Annotated in this window: 26 protein-coding genes; all 26 read right to left on the bottom strand. The window is 30.2% G+C overall.

Features of this window, described 5'->3' with window-relative positions; genetic code table 11:
- Position 1: 1 nt before the first annotated feature.
- The 26 genes from OCU55_RS04095 to OCU55_RS03970 all read right to left on the bottom strand — a co-directional run bounded on the left by OCU55_RS04095 (position 2) and on the right by OCU55_RS03970 (position 17,066).
- Positions 2–874 (bottom strand): polyprenyl synthetase family protein, encoded by an 873-nt coding sequence (locus tag OCU55_RS04095; protein WP_261851028.1) that lies wholly within the window; start codon positions 872–874, stop codon positions 2–4.
- A 44-nt stretch (positions 875–918) separates the two neighbouring features.
- Positions 919–1,140: an exodeoxyribonuclease VII small subunit gene (gene xseB, locus OCU55_RS04090; protein ID WP_261851027.1), complete on the bottom strand. Its 222-nt coding sequence runs from the start codon at positions 1,138–1,140 to the stop codon at positions 919–921.
- 8 nt (positions 1,141–1,148) lie between these two features.
- A complete protein-coding gene (gene xseA, locus OCU55_RS04085; protein WP_261851026.1) occupies positions 1,149–2,348 on the bottom strand; it encodes an exodeoxyribonuclease VII large subunit in 1,200 nt (399 codons plus the stop codon).
- Positions 2,314–3,186 (bottom strand): bifunctional 5,10-methylenetetrahydrofolate dehydrogenase/5,10-methenyltetrahydrofolate cyclohydrolase, encoded by an 873-nt coding sequence (locus OCU55_RS04080; protein ID WP_261851025.1) that lies wholly within the window; start codon positions 3,184–3,186, stop codon positions 2,314–2,316. Before OCU55_RS04080 ends, xseA begins: the two co-directional genes overlap by 35 nt.
- Positions 3,187–3,212: 26 nt before the next feature.
- A complete protein-coding gene (nusB, locus tag OCU55_RS04075) occupies positions 3,213–3,617 on the bottom strand; it encodes a transcription antitermination factor NusB (protein ID WP_261851024.1) in 405 nt (134 codons plus the stop codon).
- A 533-nt stretch (positions 3,618–4,150) separates the two neighbouring features.
- On the bottom strand, positions 4,151–4,543 hold the full coding sequence (locus OCU55_RS04070) for an Asp23/Gls24 family envelope stress response protein (protein ID WP_261851023.1): 393 nt from the start codon (positions 4,541–4,543) through the stop codon (positions 4,151–4,153).
- Between the two features lie 85 nt (positions 4,544–4,628).
- Positions 4,629–5,135: a SpoIIIAH-like family protein gene (locus OCU55_RS04065; RefSeq protein ID WP_261851022.1), complete on the bottom strand. Its 507-nt coding sequence runs from the start codon at positions 5,133–5,135 to the stop codon at positions 4,629–4,631.
- Between the two features lie 38 nt (positions 5,136–5,173).
- Positions 5,174–5,770: a stage III sporulation protein AG gene (spoIIIAG, locus tag OCU55_RS04060; protein ID WP_261851021.1), complete on the bottom strand. Its 597-nt coding sequence runs from the start codon at positions 5,768–5,770 to the stop codon at positions 5,174–5,176.
- Positions 5,771–5,777: 7 nt separating this feature from the next.
- Positions 5,778–6,332, bottom strand: coding sequence for a stage III sporulation protein AF (gene spoIIIAF, locus OCU55_RS04055; RefSeq protein ID WP_261851020.1), 555 nt, complete (start codon positions 6,330–6,332; stop codon positions 5,778–5,780).
- 5 nt (positions 6,333–6,337) lie between these two features.
- Positions 6,338–7,498, bottom strand: a complete 1,161-nt coding sequence (spoIIIAE, locus tag OCU55_RS04050) for a stage III sporulation protein AE (protein WP_261851019.1) — start codon at positions 7,496–7,498, stop codon at positions 6,338–6,340.
- A 2-nt stretch (positions 7,499–7,500) separates the two neighbouring features.
- Positions 7,501–7,890 carry a stage III sporulation protein AD gene (gene spoIIIAD, locus OCU55_RS04045; RefSeq protein ID WP_261851018.1) on the bottom strand — a complete coding sequence of 130 codons (390 nt, stop codon included), beginning with the start codon at positions 7,888–7,890 and terminating at the stop codon, positions 7,501–7,503.
- 8 nt (positions 7,891–7,898) lie between these two features.
- Complete coding sequence (gene spoIIIAC, locus OCU55_RS04040) at positions 7,899–8,096, bottom strand: stage III sporulation protein AC (protein WP_128212850.1); 198 nt, start codon at positions 8,094–8,096, stop codon at positions 7,899–7,901.
- 14 nt (positions 8,097–8,110) lie between these two features.
- Positions 8,111–8,632, bottom strand: a complete 522-nt coding sequence (gene spoIIIAB, locus OCU55_RS04035) for a stage III sporulation protein SpoIIIAB (RefSeq protein ID WP_261851017.1) — start codon at positions 8,630–8,632, stop codon at positions 8,111–8,113.
- Positions 8,622–9,536 (bottom strand): stage III sporulation protein AA, encoded by a 915-nt coding sequence (spoIIIAA, locus tag OCU55_RS04030; RefSeq protein ID WP_261851016.1) that lies wholly within the window; start codon positions 9,534–9,536, stop codon positions 8,622–8,624. The genes spoIIIAB and spoIIIAA overlap by 11 nt, the downstream gene beginning before the upstream one ends.
- A gap of 311 nt (positions 9,537–9,847) precedes the next feature.
- Complete coding sequence (locus tag OCU55_RS04025) at positions 9,848–10,213, bottom strand: CD1247 N-terminal domain-containing protein (protein WP_261851015.1); 366 nt, start codon at positions 10,211–10,213, stop codon at positions 9,848–9,850.
- Between the two features lie 154 nt (positions 10,214–10,367).
- Positions 10,368–10,925, bottom strand: a complete 558-nt coding sequence (gene efp / locus OCU55_RS04020) for an elongation factor P (RefSeq protein WP_183278123.1) — start codon at positions 10,923–10,925, stop codon at positions 10,368–10,370.
- 249 nt (positions 10,926–11,174) lie between these two features.
- Positions 11,175–11,693, bottom strand: coding sequence for a shikimate kinase (locus OCU55_RS04015; RefSeq protein ID WP_261851014.1), 519 nt, complete (start codon positions 11,691–11,693; stop codon positions 11,175–11,177).
- Complete coding sequence (locus tag OCU55_RS04010; RefSeq protein ID WP_261851013.1) at positions 11,686–12,099, bottom strand: hypothetical protein; 414 nt, start codon at positions 12,097–12,099, stop codon at positions 11,686–11,688. The genes OCU55_RS04015 and OCU55_RS04010 overlap by 8 nt, the downstream gene beginning before the upstream one ends.
- A complete protein-coding gene (locus OCU55_RS04005; protein WP_261851012.1) occupies positions 12,096–12,536 on the bottom strand; it encodes a hypothetical protein in 441 nt (146 codons plus the stop codon). The genes OCU55_RS04010 and OCU55_RS04005 overlap by 4 nt, the downstream gene beginning before the upstream one ends.
- On the bottom strand, positions 12,526–13,134 hold the full coding sequence (locus tag OCU55_RS04000) for a hypothetical protein (protein ID WP_261851011.1): 609 nt from the start codon (positions 13,132–13,134) through the stop codon (positions 12,526–12,528). Before OCU55_RS04000 ends, OCU55_RS04005 begins: the two co-directional genes overlap by 11 nt.
- Positions 13,131–13,301 (bottom strand): hypothetical protein, encoded by a 171-nt coding sequence (locus tag OCU55_RS03995; RefSeq protein WP_261851010.1) that lies wholly within the window; start codon positions 13,299–13,301, stop codon positions 13,131–13,133. Before OCU55_RS03995 ends, OCU55_RS04000 begins: the two co-directional genes overlap by 4 nt.
- The gene (locus tag OCU55_RS03990; RefSeq protein WP_261851009.1) at positions 13,280–13,747 is read right to left on the bottom strand and encodes a hypothetical protein; all 468 of its coding nucleotides are present in this window, start codon (positions 13,745–13,747) and stop codon (positions 13,280–13,282) included. Before OCU55_RS03990 ends, OCU55_RS03995 begins: the two co-directional genes overlap by 22 nt.
- Positions 13,747–14,220 carry a hypothetical protein gene (locus tag OCU55_RS03985; RefSeq protein WP_261851008.1) on the bottom strand — a complete coding sequence of 158 codons (474 nt, stop codon included), beginning with the start codon at positions 14,218–14,220 and terminating at the stop codon, positions 13,747–13,749. The genes OCU55_RS03990 and OCU55_RS03985 overlap by 1 nt, the downstream gene beginning before the upstream one ends.
- Complete coding sequence (locus OCU55_RS03980; protein WP_261851007.1) at positions 14,204–14,692, bottom strand: prepilin-type N-terminal cleavage/methylation domain-containing protein; 489 nt, start codon at positions 14,690–14,692, stop codon at positions 14,204–14,206. The genes OCU55_RS03985 and OCU55_RS03980 overlap by 17 nt, the downstream gene beginning before the upstream one ends.
- Entirely contained in the window at positions 14,638–15,666 is a 1,029-nt protein-coding gene (locus OCU55_RS03975) for a type II secretion system F family protein (protein ID WP_261851006.1), read from the bottom strand. Before OCU55_RS03975 ends, OCU55_RS03980 begins: the two co-directional genes overlap by 55 nt.
- Positions 15,663–17,066, bottom strand: a complete 1,404-nt coding sequence (locus tag OCU55_RS03970; RefSeq protein ID WP_261851005.1) for a GspE/PulE family protein — start codon at positions 17,064–17,066, stop codon at positions 15,663–15,665. Before OCU55_RS03970 ends, OCU55_RS03975 begins: the two co-directional genes overlap by 4 nt.
- Positions 17,067–17,136 lie beyond the last annotated feature (70 nt).

The following is a 17,136-nucleotide window of genomic DNA, read 5'->3' as shown; positions in this document are numbered from 1 at the left end:
ATTATGATTCCCTATGTAAAAGCTCTAGAGTTAACTCCTTAAGTTTACTTGTATCTCTATTTAATTTTTCTAAAAGAGCTAAACATTCTGCCGTAATTTCTTTACATAGCTCTTCTGATTTTTCTATACCATAAACAGTAATAAAGTTAGTTTTATTATTATTTTCATCGCTTTTCACTTTTTTCCCAAGCTTTTCTGTGCTACCTAAAACATCTAGAATATCGTCTTTTATTTGAAAAGCAAGACCTAATTTATATCCGTATTCCTTTAAAGTATCAATATCTTCTTCAGTTGCCTCACCCAAAATTGCTCCAGATACTATGGCTGCCTTAATCAGTTCACCAGTTTTCTTTTCATGCATATATTTAAGGGTACTTTCTGAAATCGATCTACCTTCGTTAATTATGTCTACTACCTGACCACCAATCATCCCGTTTCCGCCAGCAGCATCCGTTATCACTTTTGTTGCTTCTAAGGCTCCTAGCCTATTGTTTGAAATGGAGTAATTAATCATAATTGAAAAAGCCTCATTTAAAAGACCGTCACCAGCTAAAACTGCCATAGCTTCTCCAAAAACCTTATGACTGGTAGGTTTTCCACGTCTTAAGTCATCATTATCCATGCAAGGTAAGTCATCATGTATAAGCGAATATGTATGTATCATTTCTAAAGCTGCCGCCATAGGCAATATATCTTTAAAGTTTTCCTTATACAAGTTATATGTTAACATCATTATTATAGGACGTATTCTTTTTCCACCTATATTTAAGCTATAAGCCATTGCATCATATATTAACTTATTTTCTCCATTACTTGCGATGAAATAATTATTAAGATATTCATCTATCAGTCTTTTAATATCTTCAATGCTCATTACTTACTCCTTCTATTTTAACGTTAATTTGAAGTATTAATCCTCTATCCTTCAATTGTAAAATCTTTAATTTCTTCTTTTGCGTTAATAATCTTTATCTTTCCTTCCATGTCATTAAGAGTCTTATAAAGTTTATTAACCAATTTTACGCCTTCTTCGTAAACCTTTAATGATTCCTCTAAATTTAATTCAGAACTTTCAAGGTCTTTTACTATGTCATCAAGTTTATTAAACATCTCATCATAAGATTCACTTTTCTTTACCATAAGACACCTCACCTTTTAGGTTCAATTTTAAAATTACCACTACCATCTTTCATCTTTACTTCAATTTCCTGCAAGGAACTTAAAGTATCTATATCTTGAACTAATTTTCCATTGTTATCCTCTATTATAGCATAACCTTTGTTTAAAACATTTATTGGATTTAGCAATGTTAACATATTATTTATATTAATTAGATTTGATCTATTATTTTCAATTTTTTTCATTATAAGATCAGTCAATTTTTCTTTTTTGCTGTCCACATCTCTATATTTATTAATTATCAAATTTTTTGGACTATTATTTTCTAATATTCTATTAATATAGTTTATTTTTTCTTTTTCGCTGATTATCCTACTATTAATAAATTGATTCAAATATGCTTTATGTCTAATTAAATTGTGATTTATTTCTTCAAGCTTCGGAGCTACAACTTCTGCAGCTGCAGATGGTGTAGGTGCCCTTAAATCACTTACAAAATCAGTTATAGTAAAGTCTATTTCATGCCCTACTCCAGAAACTACAGGGATTTTTGATTTAAATATTTCATAAGCTAAATTTTTATCATTGAAAGCCCAGAGTTCTTCAATAGAACCCCCTCCACGGCTTATTATTATCACATCAACACTCTTATTTTTATTAAAATACTTTATTCCCTCAATAAGACTGGCCGGTGCATCTTTACCTTGAACTAAGGACGGATATATAACTATATCTAAATAAGGGCTTCTTCTTTGTAATACATTTATTATATCCCTTATAGCAGCTCCTGTTTCAGATGTTATAACACCTACAGTTCTTGGTAAATATGGAATAGGCTTTTTGTATTTTTCATCAAAAAGCCCTTCGTTTAATAGCTGTTTCTTTAATTGCTCGAATTGAGCATATAAATCCCCTACTCCATATTCATTTATCTCTTTACAATAAACTTGATATGAACCATCTCTCGTGTATATTGAAAGTCTTCCTCTTATTTCAACCTTTGTCCCATCCTTAATATTTGATGATACATTTACAGCATCACTCTTAAAAATAACACAGTTCACCTTGCTATTTTCATCCTTTAAGGAAAAATAAATATGTCCACTTGAATGAACTTTAAAGTTAGACACTTCTCCCTTGACCTTTAGGTTGTTAAGAATAAAATCATTATCTGTTATCTTTTTTAAATAATTATTAACTTCTGTTACCGAAAGAGTCTTTAGAATCATAATCTTCCATCGCCTCACATACATTTAAAAATAGAAGGGTAGTTGTAAGTGATCCTACTCCTCCTGGTACTGGAGTAATCATTGCTGCCTTTGTTACTACGTCATCAAACAAAACATCACCAGTGATTTTTCCATTTAATGAAGAAGTCCCTACATCTATAACTACTGCATCCTTCTTTACGTAACTTTTATCTATAAAATGCGGTTTTCCCATTGCTACAACTAAAATATCCGCTTCACTACACACATCCTTTAGATCATTTGTTCTTGAATGGCATATTGTCACAGTTGAGTTCTTTTGAAGAAGTAATTGTGCAACAGGCTTCCCTACAACATTGCTTCTACCTACTACCACAGCTTTTTTTCCTTCTAGGGGAATATTATAGTAGTCTAAAAGAGTCATTACACTTCTTGGTGTACATGGGATAAACCCATCATTTCCACTATAAAACTTTCCTATGGATACATCAGTAAGACAATCTATGTCCTTTGAAGGATCTATAGCAGCTATAATCTTCTTTTCATCAAGACTAGCTGGTAAAGGTAGTAATAAAATTATGCCATTAATACCTTTATCTTCATTTAATTGCTTTATAGTATTAATTGCTTCCTCCTCAGTACAACTAGAAGGCAAATTAATCTTCTTGTAATCAATCCCCAAATCAGCTGCAATTTTAAACTGACTATTTTGATAGTAAATTGAACCACCATCATCTCCAATAAGAATTGAGGCAACTGTTGGAACTTTATTTCCCACTTCAACCCTACTTCTTATAAACTCTTTGATATTTTCCTTCACCGTTGCTGCAACTTTCTTTCCATCAATTATCTCGCCCATATTCATAGCCCCCAAACTTACTAAAACTACATGTCCTTTAATGCTTTATCTAATACTCCATTTATGAAAGAAACTGATTTCTCATCTGAAAATTTCTTAGCAATCTCTAGAGCCTCATTGATAGCTACTTTATTTGGAATGTCCTCAAAGTGAAGCATTTCATAAAGCGCTACTCTCAAAATCGAAAGATTAACTTTTGATACTCTCCCAAGTTTCCAGTTTACTAGATACTTTTCTATAATTGCATCTAATTGATCTTTTTTTTCATTTATGCCATTAATAACTTGATTTAAATATGTATCATCTATTTCAGTTATGTCACCTTCAAAAGCTTCTTTAAAGCTCTCTATAGCTTCTGATGGCTCTTCCTTATTTATCATCATTTGGTATGTAAGTTGTACTGCAATCTCTCTAGTTTTTATTCTGTTCATATGTCCTCCTAGACTTTAAAAGGTATTAAAATTTTATATAATGAAGAAATTTGCTGAAGCGAATTTCTTCAGTGAGTTTTTTTACGCATCTGCCTTTCCGAATGCATACTCGGAAACTTACAGGCGAATAGGTTTTATCTTTTTACTGTACGTTCTTAAAGAGCTTGTAAAGCTATTGAACTTTCTAGGTTTAGCTAGCTTGAAAATCTCATACTTTCCTTTACAGTAAAATAAGTCCATCATACTTTATAAATACCTTCTAGTGCTTTTATTATAACAAATTCTAGATTGGTACACTAATTAAATTAGCAAATCCCCTCTAGTAATAATAGATCTAAAACACATAAAATAGTAGATATTAAAAAACATTCATGGATTTTATCAGTATACATTTAGAAGTATAACATTATTATTATAGTCGTAAAACAAAAAGCTTAAACAGTGAGCCTGAGTTAAGTTTTCATATACACCCAGTTTGTTCAACTTTATAATTCTACACAAGGAAATACCCTCTGTAAACAGAGGGTTTAAAACTACTCATGAACTTCTTCTGACTTTTCGTCAATCTTAGGAACAATTATGTTTTGTATAAAAATATTAACTGCTGCAACAGATAATCCCGTCATAGCTTCAACAGTCTTCTTAACATTATCTTGAACCTGCACAACTACGTCAGGAATTCTTGTTCCATAAAGTACTGCTAAAGTTAACTCTATCTGTGCTTCTCCATTTTCAATTGATACCTTTACACCTTTTCCAGTATTCTTCTTACCGGTAAATATTTGAGTTATCCCACCAGTAACACCCGGATTACTTTCTACTACTCCAGTAATTTCTGCTGCCGCTATACCAGCTATAACACTAACAACTTCATCAGAAATCTTTACAACTCCAACGTTTGTTTCTTCTCTATTTAATTCTTCCAACGCTCACTACCTCCTTAAGCTTTACATTAGCAAAACCTGTTAATCATAGGTACATTATATCAAAATATTATTGTGAATACAATTGTTATTGTTTTGCTTCTATTACAACATCTTTTATCTTTGAAACACTAGCTACAGATTCTTGAATTTGTATGCTTTGCTTTTCATTTAAGCTGTTTTTTGACTTAACTATTACTCTAGCTTTGTTTCCTTCTATTAGGCAAAGTGCATCATCAAATCCTTTACCTTTTACACTTAATTCAATTCTAGTTTCATAATCTCTAGCCATTGTTAAAGCTGTAAGCTCTTTTTGAGCATCAGTTTTTTGATTTGCAGATGTATTCTTATCCTCTATAATAGATTTTAAGTTCTGCATTGTTTGAGAGTCTTGTTGCTCTCTATCATTTCTTGATTCATAGAAATAATCCTTTGTGTTTGATGTTTGTTTGTCAGTGTTTGTGAATGGTAATGAGGAGCTTAAGCTACTGCCTGTCCCATCATCGACTTGTCCATTAACCCTCGCTGCTAAGATACCAGCACATACTATAAGTGCTAGTAGTGTTAAAATTATACCTGCTTGTTTTCTGTTCATTTACAAAAACCTCCCATCTGTTTTCATAGAATTATATGCTACTTTTTCATCGGATATACATTAACTTTATCCATTGGCAAATTATATAAATTCGACACCGCTTTTGAAATGTCGTATTTTATCTTACTATTTTCTGAACCTTCAGCTACAACAACTACTCCAACCACTTTTGGCTTATATGTTTTCACTATAAGAGGCTCATTTCCACTACTATTGGAAGTTATAACAACCTTACTTGAATCTGACTCTTGACTGTTACTTTGTTTCCCTCCCTCCTTGTCAGTGGTTTCATTAGTATTTTTTTGAGAATTTGTGTCTACTGCTGGAACCTTGGTTTCATCACTTTCAAAGGTTATCATTACATCTACATTCCCAACCCCCTCTATTTGTTTTAAGATATTTTTAAGTTGACTCTTTTGCTCATCCTCGTACTGTTGTCTTGTTTGTTTATCTGTCGAATCACTCTGTTGTGTATTATTTTGATTTGAAGAAAATGTAGGTATCATTGGTTTATTTGTAAAAAAAGTAAACACTATATAAATAAAAATAAATGTTAAACATATTAAAATTAAATTTTTGGTCTTAGCACCTTCTGAAGAGTTTTTTAGTTTTTGGAATAGCTTTGAAAAATCCACTTTCTAATCACTCACCTTTATATACATATATTTTTTTCTCATCTATATTTAGCTCCTTACTTAGTATGCTTTTGATTTGTTTACTTGTAGTAGAGTTAAATTCCTGTTTATTTGTATTATTTACTGTTGTATTATTTAAACTACTTACCTTTTTATCTTTTACATAAACTTCTATATGATTTATATCAAAACTTGTCGCTTTTACATCAAGCTTACCTGAAATTTTTACATCACAGTTTAAGTCATTTAAACTTGTTTTTATCAATTGGACACAATTTTTTTCTAGATTAGAAAAAAACCTTTCTTCTGTAACACTAGTTGTATTACTATTATCAGCATTTGAAGTTGCAATGTTCTCATACTTTGCTACAAAAGTATTAATGTCTATAGTGTTTTTGGTAAATAGCCTTATAAACGGATTTATAATAACCGCTATTAAAATAAGACCTAGAACAAATTTCACATATTTTTTTGTACTGTTATCAGGTAATAACAACTCTATTGCAGTCATGAATATTAAGGTTGTACATAAAGAGATTATCCAGCTTCTAAGTAGATCCATAAGCTCTAACCTCCCACTATGAACTTGCCTGCACTTGACATTATTGCAGTCATAACAAAGAACATAACTGTTATGCTTATAAGGCTTGAGGTAATTAAAACTAAAGAATCTGCAGCTGTTGTTATACAACTTACAATTCTTTTATCTGCTACTGGCTCTATAACAGCAGCAGAAATTTTATAGATAAAAACCATAACTACCATCTTTATTATTGGAAAAAGCATTACGAATATCATAATTATAAGTCCAATAGAACTTACAGCATTTTTCAGTAGTAATGAATATCCAGCCACAGTAGCTATGGCATCGGATAGTGCCTTTCCAACTATTGGTATAAAGTTATCCACAGCAAATTTTGCTGTCTTTAAGGTTACTGCATCTATTGTATTTGATGCTATTCCTCTTACAGTAAGTAAACCAATGAAAATCGTAAGCACTATTCCTTGCATCCATAAAACTGCTTGCTTACCTACTTTCACGAGTCCATCAATTTTGTGCTCATTTGATATGTTGTTTACAAACCCTAGGACGAATATCATCAAGATTAATGGAATTATAATGTCTACATATAGTCTAGGCGTTAAACTTACCGCACCTAGGACTATAGGATCCATTGTAGCTGCCTGAGTTATTCCACCTGCAGTTGATAACAAAAGCACAAGTGCCGGCAATAACACAGCAACAAAGTCTGTCAGCTCTTTAATAGTATCCTTCGCTAAATTTACTGATATTAAGAAGCTTTTACTAAGTATAAGTATCATCACAGCGTAACAGGCATAAAATGCTATATTACTTATGTTTTCGCTGGAGAAAGCTCCTTGTATATTTTTTAAAAGAGTACTAAGTATAGCGAGAACTATTACTGATATCATTAATTTTAGTGTGGACTGCACTTCTTTAATGAATACACTTGTACAAGCTCCAACGATCCTATCAAAGCTTAGAGGATCTTTTCCATCCTTCAAATAGCTTTTGACATATTCACTTGGACTCATACCATTCATGATTTCTTCATTTGTTTTCATATTATCCATATACTGATATAACCTTTGTATTTGATTACTATTATCTATTTGTTGCTTGTCCATATTATCATTTGCATATACCACTTTACTGGTCATAATGACCAGAAAAAAACTTATTAGTAACGTATACCATTTTTTCATAATCACACCTGCATTATACTTAATATAGAGTCCAGCACAGCCATAAGTACTGGGATTGATAATACCAGTATCATAACTTTTCCTGAAAACTCAACCTTTGATGCTATACTATTAGCTCCCGAATCTTTGCATATTTCACTACAGAAAGATGTAAGATAGGCTATTCCAACAATTTTTAGTACAATTCCGATATAAGCAGTATCTATATTAGCTTTGTTTGACATATTGTTTACAAAATCAATTATTTGAGTTATTTGTGGAATCAGTACAAGAAATATCAATATTCCAGCGACTATTGATATGAATACTGAAATCTCACTTTTCCTTTCTTTTAGCAGCAGATATAGGAATAAAGATACAAAACAAAATCCAACAATCTTTACAATAAGCATGTCCACACCTAAAGCATAAACATAGTCTTTACTGAATCGAATAACTTACTGATTAGATTTATAACCATTGTAAGTATTATCACAATTCCAGCAATATTAGCTATAGTAGCAACATCATCTTTTCCACTGCCTTTCAATACCTTATCAATGATAAGCAAAATTATACCTGCACCTGCAATTTTAAAAATGAGAGAAAGATCTAACATTTACTCGCCTCCTACTAAATCAAGAAGATAATTAGCATAAACCCAACACATACACCTAGTGATTTATACATCTTAGAATATTTATCGCACTCTTTTTCTGCTTTTTCTGTATTGCTCTTTATTCTGTCTATGGTTATGGAAAATATCTTCCTTTGCCCATCTATACCAGTAGTCCCCAAAGACTTTGCTAAATCTAGGATTATATCTATATCAACTTCATTAAGATTAATCTTTTCCTTATAGAATTCTAAACTATCCTTAGTAGACAAAAACACGTTGTCAGCCTCATTATCTTTAAGTTTAGTTCCTATCGAATTAAACAACTGTGCTATGGGATCTTTAAGTCTTTTTCCAGTATTAATAAAGGCTTCTGGTAATGGAGTAAAGGTATAGGTCATTTCATTTTCTAGATTTACATATCCATTTATAAGTTCATGGAGGCAAAACACCCTCTTCTTAAACTTTTCTCCATATACATACCCAGTTGCTGATGACAAAGCCATTATTATAAGCAGCAGTAAATATTTAACCAACATTTATCACCTGCCTATCTGAATTAATGTCCACTATTTTATCTATGGTTCCAACTCCATTTTTATTACTTAAAACTATTATTTTTTCGATAACTTTATTTTCAATCAGCTTTTTAAAAACTGGTCTGCTATAAAGATCATCTTCATTGTTTCCATGTATAGTGGAAATGATATTCACACCGCAATTAAATGCGGAAACAATTGCTTCAACATCCCTGTCTGTACCAATTTCATCACATACGATAACTTCCGGAGACATGCACCGTATAGCCATCATAAGTCCCACATATTTCAAACAGTTATCATAGATATCTGTTCTTACTCCTACATCCATCTGTGGAATCCCCATATGACACGCTGCAATCTCACTTCTCTCATCTATTACACATACTTTTTTTCCAGTTATATTATATTTTAAATTTCCATTTGAAATATTTCTTACAAGGTCTCTAAGTAAAGTTGTCTTACCACATTTAGGCGGAGATACTAAGATGGTATTGTACACCTTGTCCCCTTTTGCTACATGAGGTAGTAAACTATTAGAACAACCTATTATTTCTCTGGCTATTCTTATATTTATAGAAAAAACTGACTTTAATGATTTTATTACTCCGTCATCATTTACCCAATGACCTGTGACCCCTATTCTATGACCACCTCTAATTGTTATAAAACCTTGCTTTATGTCTTCCTCAAAGGCATAAACAGAGAAATTGCTTATCTTATTAAAGATATTATTAATCTCATTTTGACTAGTAGTGTAATTTAGGATCACTTCTCTATTGTCTATGTTTAACATCACTGGTTTATTGCACTTAAGTCTTATCTCTTGTAATTTACTTGAATCTGGCCTATCTTCTATAAGCCTTATCAAATTTATCGGTAGAACATTTTTTAAATCATCCATAAAATCCCCCTCTCTCAACTTTTGTTATTTGTATAATATTATTAAGTTAAGTAAAAAAATATTACACCTGTTTTAAAAAAGTTATGTTGATGAGAGAATTTTAAAATATAGCGTGTTGAAATTAATTTCGATAATACACTTAAACATAATAAAAAATAAATTCTAATGAGAAAATATATCCATAAAAAGCAAAAAGAAGCCAGCAAATTATTAGCTAAAATAATTTGCTGGCTTCTTTTTAAGGTTGCATCGTTAAATATTAAGTTTTATACGATAACTAAAGTAATTTTATTTTCTACTAACTAAGTAGTCTATTTATTGATTTCTGCACCACAGTAAGGACAAGGAATTATAGTATTATTATCTAATGCAGACTGCTCAAAGAATATACCTTTTCCGCAATTCTTACATATTATCTCAACATACTCTTCATCTCCGCACTCCAAGTCATCTACAGAGACATCTTCAAATAAATCATCCTGTATATCAGAAATATCGTTATTTAAAAATTCTACATTTTCTGCTAAACTTTCTTGGTTGACTTGAAGAGTTTCTACCTCGTCGCTAATATCACTTAAGATTTCTATTACAGCAGTTTTAAAATCTTTGTCTTCCGTACCAGAATCTCCACTAAGAAATTCACTAAGTTTTGATATTTTTTCTTTTAATTCCTTCATATTTCTACACATCCTTTAAGTTAGGATAAAAACTTTAGTAGCTGTTAAAGCATCGTGTTGAAATTAATTGGTTAATCATCCCACGCTTTAATGAGCTTACGCAAAGAATAAAATGAATATGCTAAGTTCATATTGAACTTAGCATATATTCAGCCTATACTCTTTCCATGTACTCCCCAGATCTTGTATCGATTCTTATTACGTCGCCTTCATTTACAAATATAGGCACGTTTACTACTGCACCAGTTTCAACAGTTGCAGGTTTTTGAACGTTTGTAGCAGTATTTCCTTTAACACCTGGTTCAGTTTCAGTTACTTGTAGTTCAACAAAGTTTGGAGCTTCAACAGAGAAAGCTGATCCCTTGTAGAACTTAATTACTGCAAACATGTTCTCTTTTAAGAACTTTATTGCATCTTCAACTTTTTCGTGGTTAAGAGGAATTTGTTCAAATGTCTCTTGATCCATGAAGTAGTATAGTTCTCCATCTGAATATAAGTATTGCATTTCTTTTCTTTCAATAACAGCTTCTTGAAGTTTTTCAGTTGGATTAAAGTTTCTATCTATAACTCCAACTGACATTACATATCTTAATTTCGTTCTAACGAATGCTGCTCCCTTACCTGGTTTAACATGTAAGAAATCAACAACAGTAAACACTTGTCCATCTAATTCAAAAGTTGTACCTTTTCTTAAATCTCCTGCTGATATCATTATGGTATCCCTCCAAAATCTATTAATTCATTATATATTATAACCCGTTCAGGTAATTTAATACCAACAACATTAAGCTGTGAATCCAAAAAAGAATTCTTTATGGGCTATTGAGCGTAGTGCATAATTTCTCTATAAAAAGTCAAATTCCCGTTTAATTTCTCGCCTAAAATACATCACAAATTAACCCTCACTCACACACAACAATGATATTTTATCAGAAGGTGAGATTAAATGCAATTATTTTAATTAAAAATGGGTATTTATACTATTTATGGACATTATGATTTTTTCGCAGATTTCATGTGGTGTGTCATCATTGCATTCTATGATAATATCAGCTTTTTCATAGATAGAAGATCTACTATTCAGTAAGCTTTCTAAGGTACTTATAGCATCCGGATCCTTAAATAAAGGTCTATTTTTTCTATCAAGTCTATCACTTAAATTTTTTATGGTGGTTTTAAGATAAATTACTGTTCCAGACTTCTTTAATAATTCCATATTATTTGATTTCACTGGCATTCCGCCACCAGTAGAGACTACACTATTTTCTAACTTAGCTATTATATCTAATATTACACTTCTCTCCATTTGTCTGAAATATTCTTCTCCATGTTCACTAAATATTTTTTCAATTGATTTAGAAGCGCTAGCTATTATATACTGATCTGTATCAATATATTCAGCCTTTTTTCTTTCAGCTAAAACCTTTCCTACAGTAGTCTTTCCTGAACAAGGCATTCCTACTAAAATAATATTATTCATTTACTTTCCCCCTATATTGCCCCAAAATATTGCATTTAAGTACATTATCCTTTTGTTGGATACTATACTTTATAATTATGATATCATTGTCTTGAAAAAAATCAACTAAATTTGTCAATTTAGTCATATCAGTATTAACACTAAAACTAATCTCTTTATATCCATCTTTTTTAGTTATGTTATTAATACTTATTTCTTCTCTTTCTTTTAGTTTACTTATGACATCATAGAGGGATTCTTTAACTTTATTATTTTTATTCAAATGAACATTTGGGATACTTCTATAATCTAATTTATTACTCAAATCATTATTGTACTGTTTTCTCCCTAGATTGTAAAATATTTGAATTGAAATCAAACATAAGAAAGCAACTATAACTAGCATTCTACTAATAACTTTCCTCATATTATCCTCACTGCAAATCTCGAATCTTTTTCATTTTGCCTATCCACATTTACTAACTCAAGATTGTTTTCGGCGAAATACTTCAAATAAAAATCAAGCATATCGTAATTACCTATAAAAGTTATAGTATTATCTTCATAACTAAAATCTTTTATATTCATGTTTGACACAAGTTTAGATATTTTTTCTATAGCTGAAAAATCTATCTGCTTTTTATCTTTACCCTCCTCTACAACCGATTTAGATTCCATTTGAATTTTTTTCTTTTCTTCAATTTGTTGTTTTAAATCTAAATACTTATTGTATGAAAATGGGATTAAACATAAATTGAATACTATCATGTATACTATTAACCTATTTAACTGACTGAGGAGCGTTTTATTCTTTTGTTCAATAACTCTTTCCGGCCAAAATTCTTTGTATATTTTATGGTACATTTATAGCCTCTCTTTCTAAATATTCTACATTATACTTAGTAGTATCATAAATAAAGCTTTCATTACTTTTTCTTACAACATATATATTCTTTTGCATAGGGACATGATTGTAATTTAAAATTTCTTCTAAGTTAATAACATCACAGTCTTGTTTATACAATTTATTATGTTTTATGCTACCATCCTCTACGTCAATGAAATATGTAGTTTTAGCAAAATTATATATAATAATAAAACTTCTGTTTTTAATAGCCTTTTTCACTGCATTAGCCACCAAATACTGTATAGGATAAATATTTTTTATCTTGAAACTTGAACAAAGTATTTCTATTTTTTCATTTGCATTTATCCCGTAAATAGTTAATACTTTTTTCTTTTTATGAGTTTCTATTTCATGATGAAACAAAAACTTTGAGGTATCAAACATAGTCTTGATTTCTCCATCCAGGAATTTTTTTAAATCTTTCCTACTTGAGAACTCAAATTCTCTAATGAATAATTCTTTTTCTGTAATCATAATACTAGCAGGCCTTTTTTTATTAAATTTTTCGCTATAAGTCTCTCTATACGAATCAATAATTATAAAGTTACTTTTCATTTAAATTCACTCATTTCATTTAAAGTAGCCTGTTCTTCTAAGTTGGTTAGGTCGCAGCTTCTGGATGTCCTTAAAAGAGACATGGAACTTATAGACAATGCCACGGATAGAATTATAAGTATCTCCAAAGACACATATCCTTTTCTTATTTTTTTAGTGCTAAACATTTGTTTACCTCCTCTTCTCCAACTTTGATATCTAAATACATCAAATTATTTTTTTGGTAAAAGCTCAGAATCTTTATACCTCCCAATAATATCTTACTTTCCTTTAATACAGTAATTTTATTTGCTCCATTAACTACATATCCCACTCTTAAAAATTTCAATTCCCCTGAAGATACTGTAAAAATTCTATCCTCATGATCTGAGGTATCTAGTGAAATAGTGAATTTACTATTCTCTACAGTATATTTCTTGGATCCAGGTTCATTAATCTGATTATCTAAATAGTTAACTAGATTAATCATATTATCATAAGATATTTCATCTTTTTTCCCTTTGTTAAAATCCTTCAGTGATATAATCAAAATATTAAAAGTTATTGCTAGAATAATCATAGCTATAGATATATATAGTAAAAGTTCTGCCAATAGATAGCCTTTTCTCTTCATTAATTTTTAACCTTTCTCAGTGAATATGTCTTGTTTAAATTGATACCATTGAGAGAACTACTAAGTTCTAAATTAATATTTATATGATTTCCATATAAATCATCAGAAAACTTTAAACTAATATAATTACTTGAACATTGACTACATAACAAAAAAAGTTCTTTTGATTTCAGATTATCTAAGGTTAAATCCTCTATATTAAATTTATAAACTCCTAATGGATCTATAGCTTTTACCTTTAATTGATCGTAAGTATAGTTATATTTCAGTTCCTTTATCACATAATCTAATGCTTGATTATTTTTAGATTTCTGCTTATTTAAACCATAATTTCTTTCATTAACTTCTAATGTAAAGAAAATTGCTACAGAAATTGATAGTAATATGGCAGTTCCAACTATAGCATCAATTAGTATATTGCCACTTCTCCTAAGTACTTTTAACTTCTTTTCATTATTATTTAACCTTAACATATAAATTATCTACCGATATGCTCATCGCTATGTTCCCCCCTGTGGGACATTTTATTGTAATAGTTCCTGATGTGTAAATTTTGCCATTGTTGTTTATCAACAATAAATTATCCACAGTACCTGTATTAAAACTTATTGCATATCCCTTTCTTAAATTTATTTGTTTTTTTACAGTATCACCTATTTTAAATACCACTTGATCTGTATTAAAAATCACTTTACCATCATGCTTCATGTTTTTGCATGAATACGTAGAAAAGGTTATTAAGCTATGTGCCTCTTTTTTTAGATCATCCTTGTAATTATCTTCATATATTTTAGAAAGGTTTTTATAGGACACCCAAAATACTGATATAAATATTAATAAAATTGAAATATAAATTATTAGTTCTATTAAGGTGACTCCTTTAGTTCTTCTTAGATGTTCATACTTGAATAAATCGGAACCATCATTATTAATATTAGAAGACATACTAATACTCCTATCACTAAAATTAATATAGGTTGTATGAACGAAGTAAGTGTTTCTATATTTTTTTGCATATTGCTAACTAACATAGATTTTAGCTTTTCTAAAGCATAATCTAATTTTCCAGATTCTTCGCCTATAGTTATCATGTTTAAGCTAAGTTCTGAAAATGTGCCAATATTATAAAAAGCTGTACTTAAATTCATACCATTATTTATTGATATTTTTATATCATTAAAGCAATATTGAACTTTGCTCTTATTAAATATATCAATTAAAATCTCAAGTCCAAGAACCAATGGAAGCCCACATTTAGTTATTAAAAGCAAAGCTTCTATCTCTAAAACTTCTCTAAAATTTCTCGCGAGCTTATTTTTACTTATTATTCTGACAAACCTTTTATTTTTTAATATAAGATTGAATAATAAGATTATTACACTACTCCAGGAAACAAAAGATAAAATAACAAGAAAGTTGTTTTCTCTTATAAAATTGCAGATGGAAAGAATATTTTTCGTATACCAAGGAATATTACCACCCGACCCTTGCACAAACTCTCCAATTGCTGGGGTAATAACTTGTACATAGAATACCAGCATAGCTACCAAAGTAAACATTAAAATAATTGGATATATAGAAACGTTAATAATCTTCTTCTTAACATCTCTTTTAATAGTATAATAACTGCCTAGCTCCTCCAGCACAGTAGAAAGATTTCCGCTAGCCTCTCCAATATGTATCATTTGTATGTATAGTTCTGGAAAGTACTCAGTATATTCTTGGAACGCATCTGCCAAAGAACTCCCTCCATTAATCTTTCCAACTATTTTGTTTAAGATAATTTTATATTTCTTATCACTAACAGAACTTGAGAGAATCTTAAAAGCATTAAAAATAGATATGCCTGACTCTAAAAGCATAGAAAGATCTGAACTTATTCTAATAATACAATCATCTTTAACTTTATTTCTTGTCAAAAAGCTTCCCCCTCCACAAATTCTAAGTAATCCGCAAAAGAGATGACTCCGTTTTTAAGAAGTATCTTACATTGATTTTTCAACTCTCTTTGAGCATCTATATTTTTCTGGCTCTTAATGAACGAATTAATTTTATCTCTATTATTTCTATCAACAAGCAGAACCTCACTTATTAAGATTCTTCCTGAATAGCCTGTTTCATTGCACTTTTTACACCCTTTTGGTTTGTACAACTTAATTCCACTTTGTACTTCACCATATTTTTTTTCATATTCACCTGCCATATATTCCATTTTGCAATCGCATAATCTTCGAACTAGTCTTTGAGATATAACTCCCTTGATAGCATCAAGAAGTAAATACTCCTCTGCTCCCATATCTTTCAGTCTTGAAAACACTTCTATAGCAGAGTTAGTATGTATAGTAGAATATACTTTATGTCCTGTTATAGATGCTCTTAGCGCTATCTTTGCAGTTTCTTCATCCCTTATCTCACCTACCATTATCACATCAGGATCTTGTCTCAAAACACTACGTAATCCACTTGAAAATGTTATTCCAGCTTTTTCGTTTACATTTATTTGACTTATACCATCTATAAATATTTCAACTGGATCCTCGATGGTTGTAATATTTATATCATTTCTGTTAATACTCTTTAAAATTGAGTAAAGAGTTGTTGATTTTCCACTTCCAGTAGGACCGCATATTAATATCAATCCATGTTTAAGCTCAATTAGTTTGTTTATGTCCTCAATTTGTTTCTCATTATAACTAAGATTATGAATCTCAAAAGGAAATATTTGATTGTACAGTATTCTTAAAACAAGTTTTTCCCCGTAAACAGTTGGAATTGACGAAACTCTAATATCATATTTTTTATTTTTACGAGAGAATAGTATTTTCCCATCCTGAGGCTTCCTCTTTTCAGTAATATCCATATTAGCTAAAAGCTTCATTCTAGTAAGCAGTGAATTATATATCACTTTATCTGTTTTTCTAAATATAAGAAGCTTTCCGTCTACTCTTATACGGATTATAGCTTGGTTTTCCATAGGTTCAATGTGAATATCGCTAGCACCTTTGTCAATTGAGTGAGATATATACTCCTGCATGATATCTGCTACTATAACATCTTTATTTAATTTATTATCTTTATTACTAATAGCTAAATAAAACTTGTTGATAAATTGATTAAACTGCTCTTGTGAAACTTTGCTGTAATTTATATTCTTTTCAAATACAAAACTTAAATATTCACTACTCTCAATAGTATTAGTTACACATAATGCATATACCGCTTCCTTATCTTCTTTATACGGTAGTACCTTCATAGCTACTGCAGCATTTCTAGGTACTTTCTTAAGTGTATCTATATTAATTTCCTTTATATCAACCATACTATCCCTCCCTAACAGTATTATGTCCACACCTTTGTAACTTTAATCAAAATAATAGTTACAAACAGAT

Source organism: Clostridium folliculivorans, assembly GCF_024341905.1.
Lineage (GTDB): Bacteria > Bacillota > Clostridia > Clostridiales > Clostridiaceae > Clostridium_AR > Clostridium_AR folliculivorans.
Note: the sequence above shows the minus strand (reverse complement) of the source record. Positions and strands in the feature narration are given on the sequence as shown.

Coding starts and splice junctions, on each gene's coding strand:
- OCU55_RS04010 (WP_261851013.1), bottom strand. CDS start 12,099: ATGAGGAAAGTTATTAGTAGAATGCTAGTTATAGTTGCTTTCTTATGT.
- OCU55_RS03980 (WP_261851007.1), bottom strand. CDS start 14,692: ATGTCTTCTAATATTAATAATGATGGTTCCGATTTATTCAAGTATGAA.
- OCU55_RS04000 (WP_261851011.1), bottom strand. CDS start 13,134: ATGAAAAGTAACTTTATAATTATTGATTCGTATAGAGAGACTTATAGC.
- spoIIIAB (WP_261851017.1), bottom strand. CDS start 8,632: ATGTTGGTTAAATATTTACTGCTGCTTATAATAATGGCTTTGTCATCA.
- OCU55_RS04080 (WP_261851025.1), bottom strand. CDS start 3,186: ATGGGCGAGATAATTGATGGAAAGAAAGTTGCAGCAACGGTGAAGGAA.
- OCU55_RS04025 (WP_261851015.1), bottom strand. CDS start 10,213: ATGAAGGAATTAAAAGAAAAAATATCAAAACTTAGTGAATTTCTTAGT.
- OCU55_RS04005 (WP_261851012.1), bottom strand. CDS start 12,536: ATGTACCATAAAATATACAAAGAATTTTGGCCGGAAAGAGTTATTGAA.
- spoIIIAF (WP_261851020.1), bottom strand. CDS start 6,332: ATGGATCTACTTAGAAGCTGGATAATCTCTTTATGTACAACCTTAATA.
- OCU55_RS04065 (WP_261851022.1), bottom strand. CDS start 5,135: ATGAACAGAAAACAAGCAGGTATAATTTTAACACTACTAGCACTTATA.
- OCU55_RS03995 (WP_261851010.1), bottom strand. CDS start 13,301: ATGTTTAGCACTAAAAAAATAAGAAAAGGATATGTGTCTTTGGAGATA.
- nusB (WP_261851024.1), bottom strand. CDS start 3,617: ATGAACAGAATAAAAACTAGAGAGATTGCAGTACAACTTACATACCAA.
- efp (WP_183278123.1), bottom strand. CDS start 10,925: ATGATATCAGCAGGAGATTTAAGAAAAGGTACAACTTTTGAATTAGAT.
- OCU55_RS04015 (WP_261851014.1), bottom strand. CDS start 11,693: ATGAATAATATTATTTTAGTAGGAATGCCTTGTTCAGGAAAGACTACT.
- OCU55_RS04095 (WP_261851028.1), bottom strand. CDS start 874: ATGAGCATTGAAGATATTAAAAGACTGATAGATGAATATCTTAATAAT.
- xseA (WP_261851026.1), bottom strand. CDS start 2,348: ATGATTCTAAAGACTCTTTCGGTAACAGAAGTTAATAATTATTTAAAA.
- spoIIIAA (WP_261851016.1), bottom strand. CDS start 9,536: ATGGATGATTTAAAAAATGTTCTACCGATAAATTTGATAAGGCTTATA.
- OCU55_RS03985 (WP_261851008.1), bottom strand. CDS start 14,220: ATGTTAAGGTTAAATAATAATGAAAAGAAGTTAAAAGTACTTAGGAGA.
- OCU55_RS03970 (WP_261851005.1), bottom strand. CDS start 17,066: ATGGTTGATATAAAGGAAATTAATATAGATACACTTAAGAAAGTACCT.
- spoIIIAD (WP_261851018.1), bottom strand. CDS start 7,890: ATGCTTATTGTAAAGATTGTTGGATTTTGTTTTGTATCTTTATTCCTA.
- spoIIIAC (WP_128212850.1), bottom strand. CDS start 8,096: ATGTTAGATCTTTCTCTCATTTTTAAAATTGCAGGTGCAGGTATAATT.
- spoIIIAE (WP_261851019.1), bottom strand. CDS start 7,498: ATGAAAAAATGGTATACGTTACTAATAAGTTTTTTTCTGGTCATTATG.
- xseB (WP_261851027.1), bottom strand. CDS start 1,140: ATGGTAAAGAAAAGTGAATCTTATGATGAGATGTTTAATAAACTTGAT.
- OCU55_RS03990 (WP_261851009.1), bottom strand. CDS start 13,747: ATGAAGAGAAAAGGCTATCTATTGGCAGAACTTTTACTATATATATCT.